Consider the following 26,167-nt stretch of genomic DNA (forward strand, 5'->3'; position numbering starts at 1 on the left):
AAACATTTCAAATACCATCCCATGAAGAAGAACATGAACAGAATGAACATCGTCTGCCTTGGAGTCAGGGACATGAAGAAGGCCCTGCAATTTTACCGTGACGGACTCGGTTTTAAAACGGATGAGACGGGCGACCATCCGGACGTCGTCTTTTTCAGCACTCCCGGCACCAAACTGGAGCTGTATCCGCTGGATTTGCTGGCAAAGGACATCAACGGAGAGAATCCTCCGCCCATCGGCGCCGGGTTCGGAGGAATTACGCTTGCCTATAATGCAAAAACGAAGGAGGAGGTAGTTGAAGTCATTGAACTGGCGCGGAACGCGGGAGCCAGGATCGTCAAGGAACCCCAGGATGTTTTCTGGGGCGGCTTCCATGGCTATTTTGCGGACCCGGACGGCTATTACTGGGAAGTTGCCTGGGGACCGAACGATGAATTTGACGACCGGGACATGCTCGTCCTGTAAGCCGGAACTATTTAAATAAAAGGGCTGCCGCACTTGGATATGGTGCGGCAGCCCCGTCATGTTTCCTGGGAAACGGCGTCAGTCCGTCACGGAAACTCTTTTCATTCAGACGCACCCCTTTTCCGTCAGTTCGCAGGGTTCCGGCGGAACGGTCCGTTCAGGCGCCGCTTCCCGGGATTTCCGGGAAGGCAAAGCGGCGGGGGAAGGTTCCGCGGAGCCTCCGGCAAGTTCTTCCACTAGGACGGAAACCATGTCCATGGGCCGTATTGGACCAGGAGCCTACGGAAACACAGGAGTTCCCTACCTTGATATGATCCCCAGGGCGGCTCCGACGGACATGGAGCCCGCAATGGTGCCCCGGTCATCCCTGGTGGAAGATTGATAACCTATCACGACATTGTCAGTGCCATTGTCGGCGCTGGCATTTGTCCCGATAACAACGTTTTTGTCCGAAACAATGGCGGACGTATTTTCCAAATTCATGGAATGGCATTTGCCTCTGTTTCCGCCGCGTATTCAAGAAGCGTAAAGCGTGGAATTTTTCCGCAACCGCCCTCCTGCATTGCTTGAAACCGTGCAGAAAAAACATGCCGCGCGGAGAGCGGCCGGCAACCGTAATGACATGTGCCGTTACAGCTCCCGGCGGATGGCGTCCATCTGTTCCGGCGTGTAGGCCGCCTTTTCCACTCCGCCGAACTGGCGGCGAAGGAACGTGAGCAGGTTCGCCAGGTCACGGGAATTCGTCACGCCGGGCGGCAGCATGGTGGAATTCCATTCCTTCCCGTTCACCGTGATCGGCCCGGTCAGCCCCTGGAGGATGATTTTGACGATTTCCGCATCAGGCTTTTCCTTCAGCCATTCGGACCCGGCCAGGGGCGGATAGGTCACCTTGTCCCCCATGCCGTCGTTGCCGTGGCAAATGGCGCATTTGGAAAGGTACACGCCCCTGCCTTTTTCCATGACGGCGGCCGCACGGGCTCTTTTCAGGCGTTCCATGTCCACCGTGGGAGGATGGGCGGCATAGTCCGGATGAATGTGGGACAGGCCAGGAAAAGAATGAATCCGGTCGCGTTTCCGGGAGGGTTCCACTCTCCTGAGGGAAGCAAGATAGTTCAACAGCCGTTCCCCGCGCCCGGAAGGCACCAGTTCCCGGCCCTGCTCCATCCGGACAGGCAGGGCATCCAGGGAAGGGGCATTCCCCTCCACCGGGCGTTCTTCAAACATGCCGGGCATGGAGGGGCACACGGTCCAGGGCTTTTTAAACTGCGGTTCCCGCGGGTTGTAAAGATGAAGGGCCAGCCATTCCCTTACCTGCGCGGCGCGGCGCGTGCCGCCGGATACCGCGTCTTCATATTCCAGCCTGCCTGCGGCGTATTCCGCCGCATTGCTCAAATCCGGCCCTACCGCCGCCACGCCCGCCTGCGGAGCGCCCTCCCCGTTGAATTCGGCATCCATGTCTTCCGGCTCGCTGACCCGGTAAGGGAAATCCGGGTCCGTGCCGCGGTCGATTGCCGTCTGCCAGTCCTTCCCGGACATGGAACGCCGGATGATCTGGGTGTGGCACAGGGCGCACCCCTCAGCGGCATAAATCCTGGCTCCTGCCGCATCCTGGACGGGCCGCCTGACCTCCAGTGAGTCCGGCGCGGGAGCATGCAGCAGGACAGCCGCCGCCGTAGCCAGCAACAGAACAGCCGCAACGGCGGCAATGAAGAAAAGACGCTGCGGAACCGGAGTTTCCATTTCCGGGTTCCCGGCATCCGCCGGACGCCACAGGCAAAGGCTTCCCGCCAGGCACAGAGCCATGGCAACGGCATGGACGCAGGCCGCCATGCCCACCCAGCCGCTCATCAGTTCCGCGCGCCGGGCTTCCGGAAAAGCCTGAACGTCCACCGCGGCAACCACGCCTACGGCATAAGCCAGAAGCACGCCGCAAACGCCGGCGCCCAACAGCCACCATGCCGCAGGAAACCGCACGGGCCCCTTCCTTCCGGCCATCATCAGCGCTCCGGCTCCCAGCAGGATCCACAATTCCACCTCATGCCACGCGGACAGGGAAAACTGCATCAGCTCCGGCCACGCCCCGGCAAACACGTCCCACACTGCCAGCAAGGCAAGCAGGGAAACCGCGGCTTTCAGCCACGTCCCGGTCTCCGGACCGGATTTCATCCAAAGATACACCGCCATCAGCACGGCGGGAACCGCGGCGCACCACGACCAGACGGCCCCGGCCTCCGCCAGCGCCCAGGGCACGGGAAAACCCCGGAGCCCCCCCAGGCCGCCTACCACCGGAGCCGCCGCCAGCACGGCGGCCATCCAGACGGCCAGTATTCCAAAACCGCGGCCTTTGGCCATGTTCAAGCGGAACGCCGCCGCTCCCAGCGCGGCAAACATCAGCCCGCAGGACAGGCTGCCTTCCAGGGAGAAGGCGTCCAGCAGGCCGTTCATGGACAAAGCCTGCGTATAACCCAGCGCCAGAAGGGCCGCCGCCGTGCATCCCGCGGAGGAACTGAACAGCAGCCGCACGGGCCACGGGAACGGCCGGAACCACGCAGCGCACGCCTTGCCGGCGGCAAGGATGGCAAACACCGGGCAAACCCACCAGTCAAAGGGCATCAGGAGCAGGCCGCTTCCGTCTCCCGCCATAATCGTGGCCATCCCCAGCACAACGCAGAGGTGCCAGAGCCATTCCGCGGGTTTCAGCCGCCTGCATCCGTTCTCCGCCATGAAAGAAAACAGGACGGGGAGGGCCCATCCGTACACCAGCGCACCGTAAAAGGAGAACATGAGGCGCCCAGCCGGCCACGGCAGCGGAACACCCGCCACCAGTCCGGAGGCATGGACCAGGGACCACACCAGCCCCAGCACGCAGGCCGCCGCCAGCCAGAACAGGGGCAGCCACTCGTCCGGACGGCGGCGGAACAGGGAAGAAACGGCGGCGGGAACATTCATCGTGATTCGGGAAATACCCTGCGGACGCTCAAGGCCCCCAGGAAGGAAAAACAGCAGACCAGGCCCATCGCCACCAGGAGCAGGACGAGGGGGAGCCACGTGCCCCACGCAGCCGGTTCCAGCCCAAAGCCGGGGCAGAACATCCAGCATGCTTCCAGCAGGGAGCCAAGCAGGATGCAGACGCAGACCGCGCCCAGCGCAGACGGGCGGCGTCTCAACGCGGGAAAGAGCAAAACGAGGAAAGGCACCAGAAGCTGGAGTGCCAGAGCCGCGGACAGGAGCCCGGACCAGGAGAAGGCGGCGTCATAAAAAGACATTTTAGCCGGAAGGGAGGCATACCATGTAATCATGTACTGGGAGTACGTGATGTATGCTTTCACCAGCACCATGGCCGTCAGCATGCCGCCCAGGCGCGGCCACGGCAATCCCTTCCCTCCGTCCAGCTTCCTCAGGCACGCCGCGGCCAGCACCGCTAATGCCAGAGACGCCAGCAGGGCATACGCAACCATGTACACGGGGAACATGGAAAGAACGGCCCTTCCCGTCCCTGCCAGCATGTCAATCCCCAGCACGCCCAGCATCATCACCGTCACAATCATGCAGAAAGCGGCGCTCCCCCGGCGGAAGGAAGGCTGCCAGACGTTTTTTTCCGCCGCCAGCGTCTCCCATACCTGGGCCATGCTCCAGGCCAGCACTACGATGATTCCCATGCGCACATACAGCCACGCCGGATTCCACCACGCGGGATCAGCCAGGTCCAGCACGCCGAAGGCCTGGACGGCGGGAGAGGAAATATCCGCCACGCCCCAGTAGCGGGCCGCCTCCGGAAAGATGACGGTAGTCAGGCAGCCGACCGTTCCCGCCAGCACCAGAACGCCGGGTAAAAAGCCCCAGCAGGCCGCCGCCAGCACCCGCCTCAGCGTAATGCCCCACCCGGCTCCCGTCAGGGAAGACAGGCAGAGCCAGAACAGGCACCCCAGGCAAACGCCCGTACCGATGACGCCCACCGCCATTCCGGCGGCGGCAAACGGTTTTCTCCATTCATGCAGCCGGGTTCCGGCCACCGTCATCTCATCCCACGGCATGGCGTTAAAAGACTGGCGCATCAGCACGCACCACAGCAGCACGGAAATGATCCACAGGGCAAGGGCGGCGGAACGTCCGGCCCAGCCGAATCCCGGCCTGTCCCGGCGTTCCCTTCCGGTTGATGATGTATTGCTGTTCATGGACGGTGTTCCCCCTGTCTAGTAACGGGTCGCTCTTCCTGCGGGGGCGCCGGGAGCGCCTGAAGCCGGCGGACGAACGCCACCAGGCACCAGATTTCCCGGGCCGTGAGAATGTTTCCGAAAGCGGGCATGTTCCCCTGCCCCAGCCGAATGCTCCTGAACATTTTTCCGGGAGAATAGGCCGCATACTTTTCATCCCGGAAGGAGCCTATCTGAGGGTAGGTGTCATAAGCGGCCATGCTGCCGCGTCCGTTTCCATCCGCACCGTGGCAGACGGCGCAATGCGCCAGATACAGCGTGCGCCCCTCCGCCAGCACGTCACGGCTGCGGGAAACCCCGCCCAATTCCAGGGGCATGATATCCTCCTCCCCCCCCCTGCATGCGGCCGGAGGAAAAATAGGAGCCCTCCGCGGCAAAGGAATCCCGGTCATTCCCCCGTTCACGGACTGCCTCCCCCGTTCCCAGGGATTGCGCGACGGCATGGGGCGGCGTCAGGCGGACCTTCCGGCCTGCGGGAGTGAAGGGCTCCCGCACCTGCTGGGCGTCCGCCAGCGGACGCTCGTTCATATTGTCAAACAAATGGGGCGCGGCATTCCTGCCCCCGTCATCCCTCACCATGAACCAGAGCGCCCCCAGCAGAACCAGGGCGGCTATCGCCGTTACGCCGCCTCTCATGAACGGCCCCCTTCCTCATGGATGTATTCGCTCGCGTCCGGATGCAGTGCCGCAGCAAGAGCGGCGGCACGATCTTCACGGCCGCCTTCCAGCAGAATGAAATAACCGTCCCCGTGTTCATCCGTCCTGAAGAAATCACACTCGAACGCCCAGTCGTTCCACCGGGGGAGAACGGCCCCTTTCAGGAACCCGGCGGCAGTCAGAAGTCCGGCCCCGAGCAAGGTCCCTTCAAACAGGGGGGGAACGTACGCGGGCCAGTTGTCCCAGCCCTGCACCCTGCCCTGGGTGATGAGAGGGTCCGCACAGAACTGCGTCCAGTAAAGCCACAGGGCCACGGCCAGTAATCCGCACACTCCGCCAGCCGCGGCCCACAGCCGCACGCCTGCGCCTACGGCCCTCCCGGCATGGCGGTTGGCAAGCCGGACGGCGGCGCAGGGATAAGGCGCACAGACCTCCCAGAAGACGCCCTCCTCCTTCACCAGCGTCCGGACGGCCTGAAGGAGCGCTTCTTCCGAAGAGAAGGAAAGCACCCAGCCGGAAGTGACGCGCTTCTTCATGCCCCGCCCTCCTTGTTCAGGGATTGCTGTTCCCGCACGTCGCACAGGGAAAAAAACGGAGTCACGCGCACCAGCGCCATGTACAGCGCCGTGAACAGCCCCACGCTCCCGGCCATCATGGCCAAGTCCGTCAGGCTGGGGGAATAATCCCCGATATTGGCGGCCAGCAGGGAGGCTTTCAGGGAATTCACGACGATCCAGAAGCGTTCCATCCACATGCCGGCAAGCACGCCCAGGGCCACGACCGCAATCACCCACCGGTTGGTGCGCAGGGAGCGGAACCAGAACAACTGGGGGAGCAGCACGTTCCCGGCGACCATAACGCCCAGGAACACGGCATTCACGGGATTCCTGCCCGGGAACAACGCCGGAGAGCCTCCATTCAGCACCACGGCCAGGTGCTCCCACAGATACATGGCCCCCATCACCAGGGCCAGGGCCAGCACGAAGCGGGAGCTCAAATCCAGAATGGCCGGCGTAATGGCCTGCCGGACGCCGCTGCCGGACATCAGGCGGCGCACCCCCAGAAGAATCAACTGGACCATCGCCATGCCGCTCAAAATGGCGCCCCCCACGAAATAGGGCGGAAAAATGCTCTGGTGCCACCCCGGCACCTGCGTCACGGAAAAGTCAAAGCTCACCACGGAATGGACGGATACCACCAGGGGAGTCAGGATGGCCGCAAAAAGCAGGCTGGCCTTTTCATAGGCGCGCCACTGGCGCCCCGTCCCCTGCCATCCCAGAGCCAGCCATCCGTACCGCCGCCTCAAATGCCCCGCGCAGCAATCCCGCAGCAGCGCGAAATCCGGCACCAGCCCGATGTACCAGTACAACAGGGAAAGCAGGAAATACGTGCTGACGGCCATGACGTCCCACATCAGGGGGGAGGCCATGTCCGGCCAGATGCCGCTCACCTCCGGCAGGGGGGAGGCCATCCACGCCATCCAGACACGCCCCACGTGCACCACGGGAAAGACGGCGGCGCAGACCACCGCGCACAGGGTCATCTGTTCCGCCCCGCGGGCAATCGGGCTTCTCCACGACTGGCGGGTCAGCAGCAGGACGGCCGAAATCAGGGTGCCCGCATGTCCCAGGCCTATCCAGAAGACAAAATGCACGATGTCCAGCCCCCACACCACGTTATTGTTCAGCCCCAGCACTCCCACCCCCTCCGCGGCAATGCGCCAGGAACTCCGCCCCACGCCCCACGCCGCCAGCAGCACGCTGGCGAGAAACACGCTCCACCATACGGGGCCGAGCGGCTTCCGCACCTCCGCCAGCATGGTCTTCACCGGAACGGCGGAGGAAGAAAGGGCTGGCGCTGGTCTGGTCATCATCTGCATATTGGGCGGAAGTTCGTTAGAGCTTACTTGAGTGCTTTTTCCCGTCAATTCAAAAGGGGAAGGCACGTGACATGACGCGAGGTTCTGTTTTCCGGGGGCATATTCCCGGGAGTAAGGGGCTCCGGCCCCTTACAAACTCCGGACAGGAAATGGAAAAAGGAAAAATCCCCTGCGCTATGCTGCGGAAGAGGTTTCACGCACGAAGGCCGGAGGCCTTCGCTCCCGGGAGAAGCTCCACAAACATTCAAATAGCTGGAATTCCCTGCCACAGCATTTTAACATGGCCCCCGCATGGACATAAGCACGCTGACTTCCGGAGCCCTGATCAGACACCCTTCCCGCGGCCTTCTTCTCGGGACCGGGCCCTTCCGGGAATCGGCCGCCCCCCCGGATTCCGGCCCCGCCTTCTATGTCAACACGTTCCGCCTGGATGACCCGCAGCCGTGGAAAATACCGTCCGCCCTGCATCCCATTCCGGAACCGGAAAGCCCCACGCCGCCCGCTCCGGAAATCCTGTGGACGGAACCGTCCCCGGACGCGTATGCCCAGGTATTCGCGGAAATGATTGAACAAATCGCCTCCGGACATCTGGTGAAAAGCGTTCCGGCAACGCCCCAGTTTGGAGAGATGCAGCCTCCCCACGTTCCCCGTGAACTCATCCTGCGGGCCGTCAACGGTTCCCCGCTTCATTACCCCTATGCCTGGTGGACGGAGCAGGAAGGCTTCTGCGGAGCCACCCCGGAAACCCTGTTCCACCAGCAGGGACGCCGCCTGACGACCATGGCCCTGGCCGGAACGGCGCGGCCGGAAGACGAGGGCGTCTTCATCAATGACGACAAGGAAATCCGCGAGCATGAAATCGTGGCCGGCAGCATCCTTTCCCGCCTGTCCCCCTACGGCAGCGTCACCAGAACGGCCCGCAGCGTGCTGAACCTGGATACCCTGATCCACTTTGCCACCTACCTCACCCTGGAAGCGGACGAACTGCTGCCGCCGGACCACTGGATACGGCTGCTCCACCCCACTCCGGCCCTGGGATCCCAGCCTCGGACGGAGAAGACGCTCTCCCAGTTGGACGACTGGCGTTCGCGACTCCGCTGTCCGTCCCATTTCGGCGCTCCGTTCGGATTTCTGGAAGACGGAGACTTCTTCTGCCTGGTGGGCATCCGGTCCATGTACTGGCAGGGGCGGCGGCTCGCGCTCTGCACGGGAGGCGGGGTGGTGGCCTCCTCCACCCTGACGCATGAATGGCGGGAGCTGAAATTAAAGCGGGATACGGTCAGGCGCAGTTTCCTGCTTCCCTGACATTCCCGCCTGTTATTCCTCCGTCCAGCAGGCGGAAAGCGTCTCAAACTTGCCCTCTACCGGGATTCTCCATACCCGGCCATCCCTCGCCACGCCACGGCAGGGAACGCCGTCCATGCGCGCGCTGAGGGCAATCCCGGCAGGCAGGCCGTGCAGAACAACCTCCGCGGACTCATGGAACGCGCAGGGGTCCCCTTCGCACTTCCACGCCAGTTCCAGGGAATGGGAACCGGTGCCGCGGTAAAGGAACTCATGAACGGCGCATTCCCCGTTCCGGTACGCATAGCCGTCCCCCGCATCCTCATACAGGTGGGAGGCCACTTCCTCATCCGGCGCCCACCAGACGTCCAGCGTCAGCGGGGGCCGCGGCAGTTCGCCTGCGTGCTGCTGCACCGGCCAATGGGGAATGACCGCCCCGCCGCGCACGTACACGGGCAGGAAGGAAAGCGGGCATTTCACCCAGACGTCCTTTCCGGTATCCTCCATCAGGCTGTCCGTGTGGTAGGAATACCAGACGCCTTCCGGGATGTAGAGGAAGCGGCCGCCTTCCTGCGGCTCATGGATGGGAATGACGTACAGATGGTCGCCGAAGAAATATTCCGCCCCCCGCCAGTAGGTGTCCCTGTTCCTGAAGCATTGAAGGGCCAGGGAGCGCAGCACGGGCATCCCCGTCTCCGCGTAACGGCGGAACTGCGTGTAAATGTAGGGAAGCAGGCGGTAGCGGCCCTCAATGGCGGCTTTCACATATGCGGTGGCCTCCTGTCCGAACACCCAGGGCTCCTGGCCTCCGAATTCCCCGGAGGAATGATTGCGGAAAAGCCCGTGGAACGCGGCCATCTGCATCCAGCGGCAAAACAGCTCCGGCGTGGGATGCCCCATGAAGCCCCCCGCATCCGCCCCCGCGAAGGAGATGCCCGAGGCGGCAAGCCGCTGGCACTGGAAATTGGCCAGCTTCAAATGCTCCCAGCTGGACCGGTTGTCCCCCGTCCAGGTGGCGGCAAAGCGCTGCAATCCGGCAAAACCGGACCGGGACAGCAGGAAGGGGCGCCTGTCCGGAGCGTGGCGCTTCATGCCCAGCCAGGAGGCTTCCGCCATGCACTGCCCGTAAATGTTATGGGCCTTTTCATGGGAACAGGGCATGCCGTCGTACTCATGCCGCGTATCCATCGGGAACGTGCGGTCCGGAAAGACGACAGGCTCGTTCATGTCGTTCCAGAGGCCGCGCACGCCCACCTCTTCCAGATCATGCCTGAACAGGTCCGCCCACCAGCTGCGGACGGCCGGGGCCGTGAAATCCGGAAAATTGCAGAGTCCCGGCCAGACTTCCTCCGACAAAAGATTGCCCTCCGACCGCCGGCAGAAATAATTCCGTTCCAAACCCTCCGCCCAAACAGGATTGGCGGGGTTGATCTTCACGCCGGGATTCACGATCAGGACCGTCTTCACGCCGTCCTCCTCCAGAGAGCGGACCATCCCCGCCGCATCGGGGAAATTGTGCCTGTCCCACGTAAACCCCTCCTTCTGCTCCATGTAATGGTGGTCCAGATGGACGGCGTCGCACGGGATGCCCAGGTCCCGGAACCGCTCCACCAGGTTATACACGGCCTTGTCCGGATAATAGCTCCATTTGGACTGGTGGTAGCCCAGCGCCCACAGCGGCGGCAGTTCGGGCGTGCCGGTAAGGCGCGTGTAGGCGGCTACGATGTCCAGAGGGCTGCGGTCGTAAATGAAATAATAATTCATCAGGCCGCCGAACGACCCGAAAGCCAGCACCTTTTCATCCGAGGCGCCGAAGTCGAAGTACGAGCGGCACGTATTGTCAAACAGCAGGCCGTACGCCTGCCCTTCCCGCAGGCTGAGGAAAAACGGAACGCTCTTGTAGAGAGGATCCGATTCCTCGTGAAAATCATAATGGTCCGCCCCCCACATGGAGAAATACTTGCCCCTCAGGTTCAGGGCGCAGGGCTTGTCCCCCAGCCCGAAAAAATGCTCCGTGTCCTGAAGCCTTTTCCGTATCCACACGCGGGCGTCCCCCGTCCAGTCCTTGGACTCCCGGCCAAAGCCGCCTTCATCCGCCAGCAGGGGTTCGTCCGTGACAATATCGTAAAAATCCACCTTTTGCTCCTCCGTACGGATGCGAATCCGCAGCAGGGACGTTTCAATGACATGCACTCCGGCTTCGTCATACTCCCGGACCTCCGCGCCGGGAGCGGAATACCCGGGGCTGACGGCATAGCTGGGCTCATCTTCCGGCACTGGTCCGGTGAAATACGTCACGCGGACAATTCCATCGTCCGCAAGGCACACGCTGAGAGTTATTTTAGAAACCGCATTGGTGTATTCCCATTTGACGAGACGCCCCCGGAGAGGGGGCGTTTTTCGTCTTTCAGGGATGTTGGGAGAGGTGCACATTGAAGCCAAACAGAAGAGAGAATCAAAAGCGTTCGATTTAGATTAAATTAATTTCATGACGAACGCAAGATTGAACTAAACCACCATTTTTCTTTTCATTATTAGGACAAAATTACTCATATTACTCTAGACCGAACATGAAAAATCTGGTTTTATTGCGTTGGTGCACAACACGGCATGAGGCCGCTTCCTTCCCGACACCGACAACCCACATCAACCAATGAGCACAATCCGAGTTCTTACATTAGGATGGGAATTCCCACCCCTGGTTAACGGGGGGCTGGGCATTGCCTGCCTGGGCCTTTCCAAGGCGCTGGCAAAAAAAGTGGATTTAAGAGTGATCGTCCCCAAGGCCGATCCTTCCGTTCTTTTTGACGGGTTCCAGCTCACAGGTCTCAACAACGTCTCCTATCGGGAAGTGGAGCAAGTGGACCGGAAGTATTCCTATGACAGCTTCGCCCTGGTGGAGCACGCCCCCATTGAACTGGACCCCTACACCACCGTGGAGGGGGAATCCGGCGTGGTGCAGTTCACCAAGGAAGGCCGCATCACCTTCTCCAAGACGCATGAAGCGGACCTCCAGCTATTCAAAAACAAGGAGGACCTCTATGCCGGGGACCTGGCCCTGAAAGTCATCCAGTTCTCCAAAATCGCGGTAAAAGTCGCCATGCAGCAGGACTTCGACATTATCCACGCCCATGACTGGATGACTTACCTGGCCGGCGTGGAGGTGAAAAAAGCCACGGGCAAGCCCCTGGTGGTGCACCTGCACGCCTCCCAGTTTGACCGCGCCGGAGCGGACGCCCGCGGATGGATTTACGATATTGAAAAATTCGGCATGGAACAGGCGGACGCCGTCATTCCGGTCAGCAAATACACGGGCACCATCGCCAGCGGGCACTACGCCATAGACCCCCATAAAATCTTCCCCATCCACAACGGGGCGGACCCCGTCAAGGTTTTCAAGGGAAAGAAAAAATTTCCGGAAAAGCTCGTGCTCTTCCTGGGACGCCTGACGGCCCAGAAAGGTCCGGGCTTCTTCCTGCAAATTGCCGCCAAGGTTCTGGAGCAGACGGACGACGTGCGCTTCGTCATGGCCGGTACCGGGGAAAAACTCCGCCAGTTGATTGAATCCGGAGCCTTCAAGGGCGTGGGCGACAAATTCCACTTCACCGGCTTCCTGAACAAGGACAAGGTGAATGACCTCCTCTCCATCACGGACATCTACTGCATGCCCTCCGTATCGGAGCCCTTCGGCCTGTCGGCTCTGGAAGCCGCCCAATTCAACATTCCCGCCGTGATCTCCAAGCAGTCCGGCGTGGCGGAAGTCATGAAGGGAGCCCTGAAAGCGGACTTCTGGGACGTCAACAAGATGGCGGAACACATCGTCCATCTCTGCACGGATGAGGAACTGTACCGGAAAGTGGTGGAACAAAGCACGGAGGACATCAAGGCCTCCACCTGGGACGCCGCCGCAGACAAGGTCATCCGGGTTTACGAACATGTGCTGAACCGCTAAGAACCGCCTTTTCACCCCACACGATAACTCCCAGCCCTTTCCCCGTACATGAGCAACATTTCCCTCACTTTCGTGGCACACCAGCCCAACCGGCTGATTCATTACGACTTCTTCAAAATTGGAGAACACGCCTTCTATGAAGATGACGATCTGAATGCCCGCGTGCTCAGCACGGTGGCGGAACGCTGCTACTTCCCGGCCACCCGGCTGATGAAGCAGCTCATCGAACTCACAGGGGGCAAATTCCGCTTCGGGCTGGCCCTCAGCGGCGTCATTCTGGAACAGGCCCTGTACCACAGGCCGGACCTGATTGCCGCCTTCAAGGAGCTGGCTGAAACCGGCTGCGTGGACTTTCTGGTGATGCCGTACTACAACTCCCTCGCCTCCGTCTACTCACCGCAGGAATTTGCGGAACAGATTGAAGAGCACCGGGAACTCCTTAAAAAACTCTTCCGCCAGGAATCAGACGTGCTGATGAACACCGGCATGCTGTACTCCAACGCCATTGCAGCGCAGGCGGAAACGCTCGGCTTCAAGGGCATCATGGCGGACGGCAATCCGGCAATGCTCAAGGGATTCACCAGCAATGAAGTATTCCTGGCCCCGTGGGTCTATAACACCACCACCATCTTCCGCAACCGGGAACTTTCCAATGACCTGGCGATCATGAGAACCGATCCGGAATGGCCGGAATACCCGCTTTCCCCCACCACCTTCGCGGACTGGCTGACGCACCAGCAGGGCAGCGTCACCACCCTGTCCATGGACTATGAGACGCTTGGCGAACGCCAGTCTGACGCTACGGGCGTCTTTGAATTCTGGCGCACCATGATCCTTGCCTGCGTGGATGCCGGCAACCGGTTCATGACCCCGTCTGAAGTGGTGCGTGAAATCAAGCCCGTCTCCGTCTGCGAATGCACCCAGGAAATGACCTGCTCCACCTTCGGAACCATGTCCCATTGGAACGGCAACGTCATGCAGGACGAAGCCATCCGCAAAATCTACCGCCTGGAAAAACCGGTCAAGGCCGCCAATGACAAGGACCTCACCCACGTCTGGCGCAAGCTCCAGAGTGCGGACCACTTCCATTACATGCAGAAGGAAAACTCCTTCACCCCGTATGCCTCTGCCTTTGACGCGTACATCTACTACATGAACGCCCTGGCGGACCTGCAAATCCGCGTCAAAAGGGAATCACAGAACGCTCCGGTCCCTGCGGCAGCCTCCTGAAGCTCCCCTTGGAACGCAGCGAGCATTTGCAACATTCGATCTGAAACTGGAAGCGTCAGCGAACGCTCCTCCCCACCGTACGTTCTCCATCCGCACAAATGATTCAGTTTGCTGCAAAAGCTTGCGGCGCGGGAAAGCTTTAGACTAAATCCTTGGAATCCATATCCGGATAGCGGACGGCGGTCCGGTTTAAAGAATGATCCCACCAGAGCGGCTATCACGACACGCAGGAACGTGATAAACAAGTGTTCCCGTTCGGTCCTTCTCTTTATTTTTGTTGACCTCGCCGGGAATCCATATTAGAAATATTTAACATTAAAGTTAAATATAAAATGAATAATCCCTCTTCCCTGCAACCTACGCTCAGAGCCCTGGCTGACCCCACACGCCGTGAAATTCTGGAAATACTTAAAAACGGCGCCATGCCGGCCGGAGAAATCGCGGAACATTTCAGTATTACCGGAGCCGCTATCTCCCACCACCTGTCTGTTTTAAAAGAAGCCGATCTCGTCCGCGACCACAGGGAAGGCAAATTCATCTTTTACGATATCAACCTGAGCGTTCTTCAAGAAATACTGGTCTGGATAGGCAATTTCAAGGCGGCCCGCGAAACATCCTCCGGAAAATGGAACAAAATCATCGGACCCCAGCCCAATCATTAAACGCCATGCAGCCAACCCCGCTCTCTGCTCAATCTTCCCCATCCTGGTGGATCGGGCCAATTTTCAACGAACTTGTCATAGCCCTGTTTCCCGTGCTGACTTACTATGCAGCCGTATCGTCACGGCTGCCCGCCCGCGTCGCCGTACATTTCAATGAATACGGCATGCCCACCCGTTTTGAGGACAAGAACGGCATGGACGCCCTTCTGGGATTCATTGGCCTGGGAATCCTCGGCTTCCTCATCGGGAAGATTCTCCGTCTGATCATCCTTTTGCCCATTCACTTCAGCAGGAATGAAAACAACAGGCGGATTGGCGCGAAGATGGCCACGTACGCGGAATTCTTCCTGGTCGTCCTGTTTTCCTATCTTTGCCTGACCATTCAAAAGACAAGCCTGGCAAATACGGTCAGCCTGGGAGACACAGCCAAAGTCATCTTCATAAGCCTGAACACATTTCTTCTGCTCCTGGCCAACGTTTGCCCCAAGATAACTCCCAACAAATGGTTCGGAATACGCACCCCTTACGCCTTCAGTAGTAATGAAGCATGGGTAAGTGTTCAGCGACTGGGCGGCAGGTTTCTATTCTGCGGAAGCCTGTTCAACATCCTTGTGACGCTTCTCCTTCCCGGCTCCTTTCCTGCAATCTTCATTTTTAACATGGTCTCCCTTCTGCTCCAGGCATTGGTCATACTTCTTTGGAAGCCCCACAGGAACAGGACTGAACTTTCATCTTCGTCTGACAGCGACGTTTGTTGATGACCGGCCCTAATCATTAGTAGAAGAAAGAGGACGACTGGTTCGCAATGCCTCTGCACCCCCCTCTCTGCCCATGTGTACCTCAACGGCCAAACGAAAGACCTGGCATGATCGGGAAGCTGGAAGGAGGAAGATACTCCTCCCTTCTCTGCACCGCAGAAAACCAAACAGCGGAACCATGAGGAATCATCACTCTATTTGAAGAAAAGGGGATCAAGATTTTCTGCGCGCCCCAATGGACTCCTTGAGCAGATGCGGAGTAAAATAAAGTTCATGGAGAGGGATTCAGGCACGTGCAGAAAGAAACCCAGTCCAGAAATTTCACAGCCCATTATGCCTCACGATGCAACAGACCGGCTAACCCCGCGCTTTATCGCGGCAGCTCAAGAGTGATTTCCCCTGCCGCCGAGACCTTTCGCCAAACAGGCGGCCCGATCCCGATCCGGGAAACCGTCAATACCCGGTAGCCAGGCGCTTCAATTTATTGCGCAGGGTGATCTTCTGGGCGGAAGAAACGCGCTCCACAAACAGGATGCCGTTCAAATGGTCGCATTCATGCTGCAGGCATCGCGCCAGCAATCCGTTGCAGTCAATCGTCACTTCTCTTCCATCTATCAGGAGCACCGTAGCTTTGACAAAATCCGGCCTCACGACGGAAGCGCGTATCTTGAGCACGCTCAAGCAGCCTTCATGGAAGGGATGCATGGGCCCGTAAGGCTCCAGGACGGGATTGGCAAACATCAGGGGCATGATGTCTGAAAGCTCCTTCTCCTCCCCGTTCACCTTCAGCCAGGTGACGGACTCTTCCTCCTCCGGAATATCAATCACCACCAGTTGAATGGGAATGCTCACCTGCGGAGCCGCCAGGCCGATGCCTTCTGCGGCGTACATGGTTTCCAGCATGTTTTCCGCCAGGGCTTTCAAGCCGTCGTCAAAATGTTCTACGGGGCGGCATTTTTCCTTCAATACCGGATTTCCATACTGTGCGATTTCCAATAGCATCGGGAGGGAGGGGAGTATATATGTGTTAAGGCGCTTACTGTGCGCCGGCTTTGTTGATTTCTATTCTGGCAGGAACATCCCCCGCGTCAATACCCACAGACGTCAGCGCGTCCCAAATGCCGACAATGACGCCAAACTCCGCCTTTTTATCTACGTCAAGCTGCAATTTGACGTCCGGTTTCTCCTTTTTCAGGGCTTCCAGGGCGGCGGCCAGCTCATTCATCTCCACCAGGTTCCCGTTCAGGGAAATGGAGGATTTCCCCGTCACGGCCAGGACGGCCCGTTGCTCCGTGGAAGGAGCCCCTTCCATGAACTCCGCGCCCGGCACGTCTATTTTCAGTAGGGACTGCGGCTTTTTCCACTGGGTGTGAACGATGAAAAAGATGAGCAGAATGGTCAATATGTCAATCATGGGGACGATGGGAACCCCCATGGTTCTTGCTTTCTTGCGGTAAAACTGCATGGCCTGTTCAGCGTTGGGAATGATGGCAGCGGAAGGAAATCAGCTCCGTCAGCAGGACTTCCATGGAAGCGGAAATGCGCTCCAGCTTGCGGGAATAATAAACGTGGGCGATTACGGCGGGAGTGGCGATGGCCAGCCCGGCAATCGTGGTGTTCAGCGCCTGGGCAATCCCCTGCGCGATCATGCCGTGGCTCTCATCCATCCCGAAAACGCTGAAAATCTGCACCAGGCCGCTGGCAGTCCCCAGAATACCGAACATGGGGGCGATCATCACAATCATGTCCAGCAGGGGAAGCCCCGCCTGGAGCGTCACGAACTCCTCGCGGGCCTTCACCTGGATCATCTCCTTCAGGGCGGCTTCATCCTCCAGAGGAGAATTCAGGGCGTCCAGCACCAGGCGCCCCTCCACGGAACCCGAATCCGCGGCCATCCTCTCCAGTTCGCTGCGCTCCAAGGCCCCGCGGGTGTACTGCTCCACGGCCCGGGTCAGCCTGGCGGGACAGATGGTGCTCCTCTTCATATTGAACATGCGGTAAATGATGGCCGCAATGAGAAGAACGGAACAGGCCGCCAGCGGATACATGAAGACGCCGCCTGCCTGGAAGAATGTGATGCAGTCCTTGATAAAGTTCATGGTGAAGTATCAGTGAATGATGTTGTTGTAGGATGGTAGGTTGTTAAAAATTGAAGTCGAAGTACATTTCCAGCGAATCCCCGACGAGCGCGTTCCTCACCTCCGGCGGCATCGCGGGCAGCCGGGCAAGTTTAATGGCGAGGAAGGTGAAGGACTTCTGGACCTCGCTGGCTCCCACGCGGGAAGTCTGCCTCATGGAGGAAACCTTGCCGTTCTTGTTAATCAGGATGCGGATGCGCACGGTTCCGGTGACAATCAGGTCGCGGTTCAAGTCACACTGACGGTACCACTGCTCCCCGATGGCCCGGTAAACGATCGCCTGGTACGTCCCCATGGGGGTGGCTTCCACATCCAGTGTCGGGCGGCGGCCAAAGCTGAATTTGCCCGTCTGCTTGGTTTTCTGCTCATGCGTCTTGAAGCCGGGCTGGCTCTCCGCGTTAAACATGGGGTCGTATAAAGGTTGCTTCTGCGCCGGCCTCGTATTGGGAGGCAGGTTCAGGTTGGGAAGATTGAGGGGAGGATTGTCCGCCCCCTTCGCAATGCTCTTGGCCAGTTCCTGGAGGGCGTCCGGCTTCTCCGGTTCGCCGGGCCGGGGCAATGTCACCGCATGCGGAAGCTGCATGGCCCTTTCCTGCGCGGGGCGGCGGTTCTGCCGGGCCAGTCCTTCCTCGCTTGCCTTGCCCGGAACGCCCTCCCTGTTGGGAGAATGGTCTACGGAATCCGGATGGCCCGCGGGAGGCATGGACGGCTCCAGGGGCTGATAGGGAACGTTGGCGGCCGCTCCGGGAGCGGCATTCTTGTTGCCGTCCCGTTCATGGCTCAGGTCGCCATCCTGCCTATTCTGGTCAAAAAGGACAATCTCCCCATTCTCGCGCTCCACGCCGTCCTGGGCAGGCATGTCCCTGCTGCTGTCCGGGTCCTTTCGGCCGCCTTCCGCACGCGTGTTCCTGTTGCTCTGGAATTTGGGGGTCTCCGGCCTGGTGGCGCTTTCCTGCTCCTCATTAGTCTTCACGATGGCAGGCAGATGCTCCTTCGGCGCCTGCCTCCGGCCCTCCGGGTGAGGCTCCACCTTCTTCACCATGCGCGCGCTCACCACCACCTGTCGCCGCGCCGCTTCCGCCGGGCGCGGGGAAGCCAGCCATTCCTCCGGAACCAGGTAGCTTCCCGCCAGCAGGAACAGGTGCGCCAGCACGGACAGCAAAAGGCACATGCTCCAGGAAACCCGGAACAGTCCGTTTCGCCGCCGTTGCTTGAAACTCATGGAGGTGAAGTTTTCACGGTTCCATGACGAATGCAATGTAGAAAGGAGACATGATGAAGAACGATTCCGCAATTTAGTATTGCACAAAATCACGTGCAGGGCCATAGTTGCTAGCGACCAGCCACACGCCTCCCAAACGGCAAGGCACCTTTCTTATACGTTACCACACACCTCGTTAACACCCACCCCATATGGCCAATCTCAACAAAGTCTTCTTAATGGGCAACCTGACCGCCGATCCCGAGCTTCGCTACACCCCCAAAGGCACCGCCGTCACGGACATCCGCCTCGCCATCAACCGCTACTATGCGGGTGACAACAGCGAACGCCAGGAGGAAACCACCTTTGTGGACGTCACCCTCTGGAACCGCCAGGCGGAAGTAGCCGGCAACTACCTCAGCAAGGGCCGCGGAGTCTTTGTGGAAGGACGCCTGCAACTGGACTCCTGGGAAGACAAGGCCTCCGGACAGAAGCGCACCAAGCTGCGCGTGATCGGTGAAAACATCCAGCTCTTCCCCCGCGGCGGTGAAGGCGACATGGGCGGCGCTCCGCGCCAGCAGCCCCAGGGAGCTCCCCGCTCCAACAACTACGGGCAGGCCCGTCCGGCCCAGAACTACAATCCGCCCCCCATGCCTCCCTCCAACCAGCCGTCCAGCGACTTTGGAGACATGGACGACGAAATCCCGTTCTAAAGCCAGGACAAACAACTTCTTTTCACAGGCCGCCTTTCCTCCGTGTCAGGCGGTCTTTTTCATGGCCGGGATTCCCGCGGAAGCAAAACACCGCCCAGGGGCACGCAGACGTTCCACAGCCGTCCCCTGAATCATGAAAGCCCCTTGGAGCAGCACGGAAAAAACCGTATGCCGGGAGTGCCTTCCCCGTTCATTTCAGCTTGGCAAAATCAGTCCGTCCCGGCATACTTGCCGCGTATGAAAATAGCCGTTATTGGAAAAGGTGGGCGTGAACACGCACTGGTCAAGGCGCTCAAGGAATCTCCCTCCGCACCGGAAATGTACTGTTTCCCGGGGAGTGACGCCATCAACCGTCTGGCAGCCCCCATTCCCGCCAGGGATCTGCCTACGCTGATCGACTGGATGGTTTCCAATAAAGTGGACCTCTGCGTAGCCGGGGAGGAAAGCTATCTGGTGAAGGATGAAGGCCTGGCGAACGCCTGTGCCCGCGTGGGCATTCCCTGCTGGGGGCCGGTGAAGGAAAGCGCCCAGCTGGAAGCCAGCAAGGAATTTGCCAAGGAATTCCTGCTCCGCCACCACATCCCCACCGGGCAGGCCCGTGTGGCCGCCACCCTGGAGGAAGCCCGGCAATTCATCGGCGGCGTTTACCCCACCGTGCTCAAATTTGACGGCCTGGCCGCCGGCAAGGGCGTGGCCGTCTGCATGAGCAAGGAAGAAGCGGACGCTTTCCTGAAAGAAGTATTTACGGACAGGCGCTTCGGTGAAGGGCGCCTGCTGGTGGAAGAATTCCTGACCGGGCCGGAAGTCTCCATCTTCGGAGCCCTGGTGGACGACCACTACCTCATCCTGTGCCCGGCGCGGGACTACAAACGCCTCAAGGAAGGCGACGCGGGCCCCAACACGGGCGGCATGGGCGCGGTGGCCTCCCGCCAGCTTGTGGAGCCGGACATGCTGGAACGCATTGAAAAGGAAATCGTGGCCCCGACGGTAGCCGGACTGAAAAAGGACGGACTGCCCTACCGCGGCTTCCTGTACTTCGGCCTGATGCTGACCCCGAACGGCCCCAAGGTGATTGAATACAACTGCCGCTTCGGGGATCCGGAATGCCAGGCCGTCATGCCCCTGCTCTCCGGGGATCTGGCCTCCTTCTGCCTGCATGGGGCCAAGGGAGAATTCACTCCGGAAGAAATCTCCTTCCAAAACGGCTGGAGCGTCTGCTGCGTGCTGGCCTCCAAGGGATATCCGGAAACCTCCCGCTCCGGCGACGCCATCCAGGGGCTGGACGACGTTGCGAATGCCTCCGTTTACCACGCCGGCACCAAATGGAATGCGGACAAAAACTGTTATGAAACCAACGGCGGCCGCGTGCTGGCCGTCGTGGCGCAGGGGGAATCCCTTTCCGAAGCGCGCCAGCGTGCCCACAACGAAACCAAAAAGGTCAAATTTGACGGCATGCAGCGCCGTCCGGACATCGGCTTTGCCAGCTTCGTCTGATTTTTACCCTTTTCCCAGCCCAACTACCCCATGAAACCCGCCGTCCTTCTCACCTTCCTCTTCCTTTCCTGTTCCGCGTGCCTGATGGCGGACAACGCCGCACTGGCCGCCAAGGCGCGCGAACAGATAGGAGTAACGGTCTCCTACAACGGAGGCTATCAAATCATCCCCTACCCCAACGGGGATGTCCCCAAGGAAACGGGAGTATGTACGGACGTGGTCATCCGAGCCATGAGGGCTTTCGGACTGGACCTCCAGAAAGCCGTGCATGAAGACATGAAGGCCCACTTCTCCAAATATCCGAAACTATGGGGCCTGAAAACCACGGACCGCAGCATTGACCACCGCAGGGTTCCCAATCTCCGCGCCTTCTTTGCCCGGAAAGGATGGTCCCTTCCCATTACGGAAACCGCGGCGGACTACAAGCCCGGCGACCTGGTTACGTGGAACCTGTCCGACAGTGTTCCCCACATCGGCATCGTTTCCGACCGGAAGACGAAGGAAGGAACGCCGCTGATTATTCACAACGTCGGCTGCGGTGCGCAGGAGGAAGACTTCCTCTTCTCCCATACCATCACGGGCCATTACCGCCCTGTGCTGAAGCGGTAACCCTTCAAATCGGCTTCTTTCCTGAAATACCCTGGTTTCAAGGGAAATTTTTATAAGGTCCAGAGGCCCTCATTCCCGGAACGCTTTCATTAGAAAACATAGTGGAAGGACACGCTCCCACGGTTTGAAAAACAACGGTGCCCTCACCGCCCAATTTTCCCTCTCCCGCGCACCCTCTGCCTGTACCCTCCTTGAACCCAGGATTTCCCTGGGCCCACTCCCATGATGGTTGAAAACATCCCCGTTTCCGCCACATGAATGCCCATGAACCTTCTTGCAAAAAGAGGGGGCTTCCGTCATCATGCATTCATGGTCACACCTGCATTCTCCGATTGTGTCAACAAGCTGGGCGTCGATGAAAACGACGTGATCCCCTTCGGCCGCAACAAGGCCAAGATTTCCCTGGACGTACTGGACAAGCCGGCCGCACCCGGCAAACTCATTCTGGTTTCCGCCATCACGCCCACCCCTTCCGGAGAAGGGAAAACCACCGTCTCCATCGGTCTGGCGCAGGGGTTGCAGGCCATCGGTAAAAAAGCCTGCCTGGCGCTTCGGCAGCCCTCCATGGGCCCGGTATTCGGCCGCAAGGGCGGTGCCACCGGCGGCGGTAAAAGCTCCCTGACGCCGCCTGATGAAATCAACATGCACTTCACGGGAGACTTCCATGCCATCACGTCCGCCCACAACCTGATCAGCGCCATCATTGACAACGCCATGTTCTTCCACACGCTGAACATTGACGAACGCAAAGTCACGTGGAAGCGCGTCATGGACATGAATGACCGCTCCCTGCGCTCCATCATCGTGGGACTCAACAAGCAGGGCTTCCCGCGTGAAACGGGTTTCGACATCACTCCGGCTTCGGAAATCATGGCGTGCCTTTGCCTCGCTACCTCCTACAAGGACATGGAAGACCGCATCAACCGCATCGTGATCGGTTTCACGACGGACGACAAGCCCGTATTCGCCAGGGAACTCGGCATCACCGGCTCCGTCATGGCCCTTCTGAAAGACGCCCTGATGCCCAACCTGGTCCAGACCGTGGAAGGGGTGCCCTGCTTCCTGCACGGCGGCCCGTTCGCCAACATCGCCCACGGCTGCAACTCCGTGCTGGCCACCAAAATGGCCCTCCACTTTGGGGACTATGCCGTCACGGAAGCCGGATTCGCGTTTGACCTGGGCGCAGAAAAATTCCTGGACATCAAGTGCCGCCAATCCGGACTGGACCCTGCCGCCATCGTCATCGTAGCCACGGCGCGCGCCCTGAAAATGCACGGAGGCACCGCCCTAGCGGACCTGAAAAACACGGACGTGGCCGCACTGAAAAAAGGTCTTGCCAACCTGGACGCCCATCTGGACGCCGCCGCCCACTACAAGCGCCCCGTGGTGGTGGCCGTCAACAAATTCTTTGACGACTCCCAGGAGGAACTGGACGCCATCGTGGCGCACTGTGCGGAACGCGGCATTCCCTGCGCCATTGCGGACATCTTCTCCCAGGGAGGGGAAGGCGGCAAAAACCTGGCCCAAATGGTGGTGCAAGCTGCGGACAAGCCCTCCGCTCCTTTCAAGCCCCTCTATGAATCCGCTCTTCCGGTGGAAGAAAAGCTCAACATCATCGCCCGCAGTATTTACGGAGCGGACGGAGTGGAACTGACGCCCGCGGCCAAAAAGAAGCTGGCCCAGTTTGAAGCCAGCCGCCTCACGGACCTGCCCATCTGCATGGCAAAAACCCAGAACTCCCTTTCCGACAACGGCCGTCTCCGCGGCCGCCCCACCGGTTTCACCGTCACCGTGCGCGACTTTGAAATTGCCAACGGAGCCGGCTTCCTGGTGGCCCTCTGCGGTGAAATCATGCGCATGCCGGCCCTGCCCGTCTCACCGAACGCCATGCACATCTATCTGGACAACAAGGGCAACGTTCAGGGCCTCTAGGCAATCTCAATACAAGATACACACCTTCACCGCACATCATGAAAATCGCCATTCTGGGAGCCGGAGCCCTCGGCTGCTACTACGGAGCCAGGCTTCAGGAATCCGGCCAGGACGTCTCCTTCATCGTACGTTCGGAATACGGCTACCTGAAAGAACACGGCCTGCAAGTGAAAAGCCTGCATGGAGACATATCCCTGCCCCGGCTCAAGGTGTACCGGGACGCGGCGGAAGTCGGCCCGGTGGACCTCGTCATAGTCGCTTGGAAAAGCACGGCAAATGCCGGTTTCTCCAAGGCCCTTCCTCCGTTGATGGGACCGGATACGGTTGTAGTCACACTCCAGAACGGCATGGGAAATGCGGAGGAAATCGCCCGCATCATCCCGGCTGACCGCATCTATGTGGGTCTGTGCTTCATCTGCGCCATGCGCGCGGAACCGGGCCACGTCAACCATCTGGAAGGCGGCAACATTCAATTTGCACCCTTCGTCCCCTCACCGGAAGGCTCTGAAAAGGCCCGGGAACTCTCCGAATTGTTTGCCAACGCCGGCATCAAGACGCGCGCCTTTGACGCCGCGGAGCAAATCCAGTGGTACAAGCTCGTCTGGAACATCCCGTTCAACGGGCTGTGCCTGGCGCTGGGCGGCATCAGCATTGCGGAACTCTATCAAAACCCGGAAAACGTCGCCCGGGCGCGCCGCATCATGGAGGAAGTAGTCCGGGCGGCGAAGGCCCGCGGCTACACCCTGCCGGATGACCTGGTGGAATTCCACCTTTCCCGCACGGAAAGCATGGGCTCCTTCATTCCGTCCAGCGCCGTGGACTACAACGAAGGACGCCCTGTCGAATACACGGCCATCTGGGGAGACCCTCTCTCCAAGGCCCGGCAGGCCGGAACATCCGTGCCGGAATGGGAACTTCTGGATAAGGACATCCGCAAGTGCCTGAACATGGATTGACCATTCTGGTTCTGTCCTACTACCAAAGATGATGCAACGGTCTTATTATTCCAATGACCTACAGTCTTTTTGTACCCAATCTCTAAAAGAAATTTTAGGGCAGATTGCTTTTCATACACCATTTGACCTAGATCAAAATTCGCGCAACTCCTTTGTTCACGAAATCAAATCACTCCAACACGTTCTTAAAGATATTCCTGCTGGCTCAATAGCCTTTGAATACACCATTCCCCGCATCGGAGAACGAATAGATGTCGTCATCGCCTGTGCAGGTATTCTCTATGTCCTTGAATTTAAAGTAGGAGAATCATCTTATCCCAGACATGCTATTGACCAGGTTGTAGACTATGCACTAGCTTTAAAGTATTTCCATCAAGAAAGCCATCAAAAGAAAATTGTTCCTTTGGTAATTTGTACCCATGCTCCTTCTAAGGAACATCAACTTACAGTAGGTCAAGACGGAGTTTATCATCCTATCCTCTGTAATGATAACACCTTAGGACCTACTTTAACAAAGCTGACTAGCACTCTGTGTGATGAGGCATTCCATTTTGAACAATGGTTAACTTCATCATACATGCCTACTCCCACGATTATTGAAGCAGCTCAAGCACTTTACCGTGGACATGATGTTAAAGAAATTTCACGTAGTGATGCCGGAGCTTACAATCTTAGCCTCACCACAAAGGCACTGAATCGCATTATTGAGCAGAGTAAGCAGCATCATGAAAAATCCATTTGCTTTGTCACTGGCGTACCTGGTGCTGGAAAAACGTTAGTAGGCCTCAATATTGCAAATGAGCGGCATCAATATGATGAGCAAGAACATGCGGTCTTTCTTTCCGGTAATGGTCCTTTGGTTGCTGTCTTACGAGAAGCTCTAGCACGAGATGAAATCAAACGTTTTAAAGGTAAAATAACAAAGACAGCATCTAAAAGAAAAGTTGCTGCCTTTATCCAAAACATCCACCACTTTCGTGATGCTTATCTGCCTCCTTCAGAACAAATCCCTGCGGAGAAAGTAGCCATTTTTGACGAAGCACAACGTGCTTGGACAAAAGAACAAACAGCCAAATTTATGTTAAAACGCCATGTTCCCGGCTGGAACATGTCTGAACCTGAATTTCTTATCAGTGTAATGGATCGCCACCAAGATTGGACGGTTATCATCTGCTTAATCGGAGGTGGTCAAGAGATACATACTGGAGAAGCAGGGCTGCTAGCTTGGTTTGACGCACTAAGAGACCATTTTCCAGATTGGAATGTTTATGTATCACCCCAAATCTCTGATGTGGAATATACACACGGAAAACAACTTGAACATCTCTTTACGGGATTACGCCTCTATCGGGAACCAAACCTCCATCTTTCAGTTTCACTCCGTTCTTTCCGGAATGAACGAGTTTCTGCGTTTGTAAAATCATTATTGGACGAAAATTTACCAGTAGCCCAACAGCTCTACTCTGAGCTATCGCCTAATTATCCCATCACGATTACCCGCAGCCTGGAAAAAGCCCAAGAATGGATACGAGCCCAAGCCCGAGGAACGGAACGTTATGGACTCATCGCTAGCTCTGGGGCCAAACGTTTACGCCAATTTGGAATCTGGGTACAGAGTAATATTCAAGCAGAAAACTGGTTTTTAAATGATAAGGAGGATATTCGTTCCTCCTATTTCCTCGAAGACACGGCCACCGAATTTGATATTCAAGGGCTAGAAATTGACTGGGCAATCGTTGCATGGGATGCAGACTACCGCATAGAAAAAGGACATTTTAAAGCTTATAATTTTACAGGTTCTAGTTGGAAAACGGTTTGTAAAAAAGACGCACAGCTCTATCTTAAAAATACCTACCGCGTCTTATTGACACGAGCACGCCAGGGATTCGTGATTTTTATCCCGGAGGGATGTGACGCGGATTTGACTCGGCAATCCTCCTTTTATGATGGTATCTATTATTATCTAAAGAAAATAGGAATGAAGGAGCTATGAGAATTCTAGAGAATCTTTCTCTGGGGTAAA

24 protein-coding genes are annotated in these 26,167 nt (G+C 58.4%); 12 read left to right on the top strand and 12 right to left on the bottom strand.

Features of this window, described 5'->3' with window-relative positions; translation table 11 throughout:
• The first annotated feature begins 33 nt into the window (after window positions 1-33).
• Window positions 34-465, top strand: coding sequence for a VOC family protein (locus J5W70_RS11350; protein ID WP_102722034.1), 432 nt, complete (start codon window positions 34-36; stop codon window positions 463-465).
• 105 nt (window positions 466-570) lie between these two features.
• Here the strand turns inward: J5W70_RS11350 and J5W70_RS11355 are convergent, their stop codons facing one another.
• The 7 genes from J5W70_RS11355 to nrfD form a co-directional block, all read right to left on the bottom strand.
• Entirely contained in the window at window positions 571-717 is a 147-nt protein-coding gene (locus J5W70_RS11355) for a hypothetical protein (RefSeq protein ID WP_180971020.1), read from the bottom strand.
• A 378-nt stretch (window positions 718-1,095) separates the two neighbouring features.
• On the bottom strand, window positions 1,096-3,414 hold the full coding sequence (locus J5W70_RS11360; protein ID WP_022398338.1) for a c-type cytochrome: 2,319 nt from the start codon (window positions 3,412-3,414) through the stop codon (window positions 1,096-1,098).
• On the bottom strand, window positions 3,411-4,640 hold the full coding sequence (locus J5W70_RS11365) for a hypothetical protein (RefSeq protein WP_022398339.1): 1,230 nt from the start codon (window positions 4,638-4,640) through the stop codon (window positions 3,411-3,413). Before J5W70_RS11365 ends, J5W70_RS11360 begins: the two co-directional genes overlap by 4 nt.
• Window positions 4,637-4,996, bottom strand: coding sequence for a c-type cytochrome (locus J5W70_RS11370; protein WP_215841918.1), 360 nt, complete (start codon window positions 4,994-4,996; stop codon window positions 4,637-4,639). The genes J5W70_RS11365 and J5W70_RS11370 overlap by 4 nt, the downstream gene beginning before the upstream one ends.
• A complete protein-coding gene (locus J5W70_RS11375; RefSeq protein WP_215841919.1) occupies window positions 4,959-5,315 on the bottom strand; it encodes a hypothetical protein in 357 nt (118 codons plus the stop codon). Before J5W70_RS11375 ends, J5W70_RS11370 begins: the two co-directional genes overlap by 38 nt.
• Window positions 5,312-5,872: a quinol:electron acceptor oxidoreductase subunit ActD gene (locus J5W70_RS11380; RefSeq protein ID WP_022398341.1), complete on the bottom strand. Its 561-nt coding sequence runs from the start codon at window positions 5,870-5,872 to the stop codon at window positions 5,312-5,314. Before J5W70_RS11380 ends, J5W70_RS11375 begins: the two co-directional genes overlap by 4 nt.
• Complete coding sequence (gene nrfD / locus J5W70_RS11385) at window positions 5,869-7,209, bottom strand: NrfD/PsrC family molybdoenzyme membrane anchor subunit (RefSeq protein ID WP_215832823.1); 1,341 nt, start codon at window positions 7,207-7,209, stop codon at window positions 5,869-5,871. The genes J5W70_RS11380 and nrfD overlap by 4 nt, the downstream gene beginning before the upstream one ends.
• A gap of 297 nt (window positions 7,210-7,506) precedes the next feature.
• On the opposite strand from nrfD, the gene J5W70_RS11390 reads away from it, so the two are divergent.
• Complete coding sequence (locus J5W70_RS11390; protein WP_022398343.1) at window positions 7,507-8,520, top strand: chorismate-binding protein; 1,014 nt, start codon at window positions 7,507-7,509, stop codon at window positions 8,518-8,520.
• A gap of 12 nt (window positions 8,521-8,532) precedes the next feature.
• Here the strand turns inward: J5W70_RS11390 and J5W70_RS11395 are convergent, their stop codons facing one another.
• Window positions 8,533-10,932: a glycoside hydrolase family 31 protein gene (locus J5W70_RS11395; RefSeq protein ID WP_022398344.1), complete on the bottom strand. Its 2,400-nt coding sequence runs from the start codon at window positions 10,930-10,932 to the stop codon at window positions 8,533-8,535.
• Between the two features lie 220 nt (window positions 10,933-11,152).
• Here J5W70_RS11395 and J5W70_RS11400 point away from each other — a divergent pair, with 220 nt between their 5' ends.
• The 4 genes from J5W70_RS11400 to J5W70_RS11415 all read left to right on the top strand — a co-directional run bounded on the left by J5W70_RS11400 (window position 11,153) and on the right by J5W70_RS11415 (window position 15,101).
• Complete coding sequence (locus J5W70_RS11400; RefSeq protein WP_022398345.1) at window positions 11,153-12,451, top strand: glycosyltransferase; 1,299 nt, start codon at window positions 11,153-11,155, stop codon at window positions 12,449-12,451.
• 48 nt (window positions 12,452-12,499) lie between these two features.
• Complete coding sequence (locus J5W70_RS11405; RefSeq protein WP_022398346.1) at window positions 12,500-13,681, top strand: glycoside hydrolase family 57 protein; 1,182 nt, start codon at window positions 12,500-12,502, stop codon at window positions 13,679-13,681.
• A 332-nt stretch (window positions 13,682-14,013) separates the two neighbouring features.
• Window positions 14,014-14,343, top strand: coding sequence for an autorepressor SdpR family transcription factor (locus J5W70_RS11410; RefSeq protein WP_022398347.1), 330 nt, complete (start codon window positions 14,014-14,016; stop codon window positions 14,341-14,343).
• 92 nt (window positions 14,344-14,435) lie between these two features.
• Window positions 14,436-15,101 (top strand): SdpI family protein, encoded by a 666-nt coding sequence (locus J5W70_RS11415; protein WP_180975156.1) that lies wholly within the window; start codon window positions 14,436-14,438, stop codon window positions 15,099-15,101.
• A 453-nt stretch (window positions 15,102-15,554) separates the two neighbouring features.
• Here the strand turns inward: J5W70_RS11415 and def are convergent, their stop codons facing one another.
• Genes def through J5W70_RS11435 form a run of 4 tightly spaced genes read right to left on the bottom strand, consistent with a single transcriptional unit; the run spans window position 15,555 to window position 18,461 of the window.
• A complete protein-coding gene (def, locus tag J5W70_RS11420) occupies window positions 15,555-16,103 on the bottom strand; it encodes a peptide deformylase (RefSeq protein ID WP_022398349.1) in 549 nt (182 codons plus the stop codon).
• 34 nt (window positions 16,104-16,137) lie between these two features.
• A complete protein-coding gene (locus J5W70_RS11425; protein WP_022398350.1) occupies window positions 16,138-16,566 on the bottom strand; it encodes an ExbD/TolR family protein in 429 nt (142 codons plus the stop codon).
• A gap of 7 nt (window positions 16,567-16,573) precedes the next feature.
• Window positions 16,574-17,200: a MotA/TolQ/ExbB proton channel family protein gene (locus tag J5W70_RS11430; protein ID WP_022398351.1), complete on the bottom strand. Its 627-nt coding sequence runs from the start codon at window positions 17,198-17,200 to the stop codon at window positions 16,574-16,576.
• Window positions 17,201-17,243: 43 nt separating this feature from the next.
• Window positions 17,244-18,461 (bottom strand): hypothetical protein, encoded by a 1,218-nt coding sequence (locus J5W70_RS11435; protein WP_022398352.1) that lies wholly within the window; start codon window positions 18,459-18,461, stop codon window positions 17,244-17,246.
• 191 nt (window positions 18,462-18,652) lie between these two features.
• Between J5W70_RS11435 and J5W70_RS11440 the strand changes: the two genes are divergently transcribed.
• From J5W70_RS11440 to J5W70_RS11465, 6 genes are all read left to right on the top strand, one after another.
• Window positions 18,653-19,153 carry a single-stranded DNA-binding protein gene (locus J5W70_RS11440; protein ID WP_022398353.1) on the top strand — a complete coding sequence of 167 codons (501 nt, stop codon included), beginning with the start codon at window positions 18,653-18,655 and terminating at the stop codon, window positions 19,151-19,153.
• A 237-nt stretch (window positions 19,154-19,390) separates the two neighbouring features.
• Window positions 19,391-20,647: a phosphoribosylamine--glycine ligase gene (gene purD, locus J5W70_RS11445; protein WP_022398354.1), complete on the top strand. Its 1,257-nt coding sequence runs from the start codon at window positions 19,391-19,393 to the stop codon at window positions 20,645-20,647.
• A gap of 30 nt (window positions 20,648-20,677) precedes the next feature.
• Window positions 20,678-21,256: a DUF1287 domain-containing protein gene (locus tag J5W70_RS11450; RefSeq protein ID WP_022398355.1), complete on the top strand. Its 579-nt coding sequence runs from the start codon at window positions 20,678-20,680 to the stop codon at window positions 21,254-21,256.
• Window positions 21,257-21,565: 309 nt separating this feature from the next.
• Complete coding sequence (locus J5W70_RS11455) at window positions 21,566-23,188, top strand: formate--tetrahydrofolate ligase (RefSeq protein ID WP_022398356.1); 1,623 nt, start codon at window positions 21,566-21,568, stop codon at window positions 23,186-23,188.
• 38 nt (window positions 23,189-23,226) lie between these two features.
• Window positions 23,227-24,144, top strand: coding sequence for a 2-dehydropantoate 2-reductase (locus J5W70_RS11460; protein ID WP_022398357.1), 918 nt, complete (start codon window positions 23,227-23,229; stop codon window positions 24,142-24,144).
• A 31-nt stretch (window positions 24,145-24,175) separates the two neighbouring features.
• On the top strand, window positions 24,176-26,137 hold the full coding sequence (locus J5W70_RS11465; RefSeq protein ID WP_022398358.1) for a DUF2075 domain-containing protein: 1,962 nt from the start codon (window positions 24,176-24,178) through the stop codon (window positions 26,135-26,137).
• Window positions 26,138-26,167 lie beyond the last annotated feature (30 nt).

Source organism: Akkermansia massiliensis (assembly GCF_018847375.1).
Classification (GTDB): Bacteria; Verrucomicrobiota; Verrucomicrobiia; order Verrucomicrobiales; family Akkermansiaceae; genus Akkermansia; species Akkermansia massiliensis.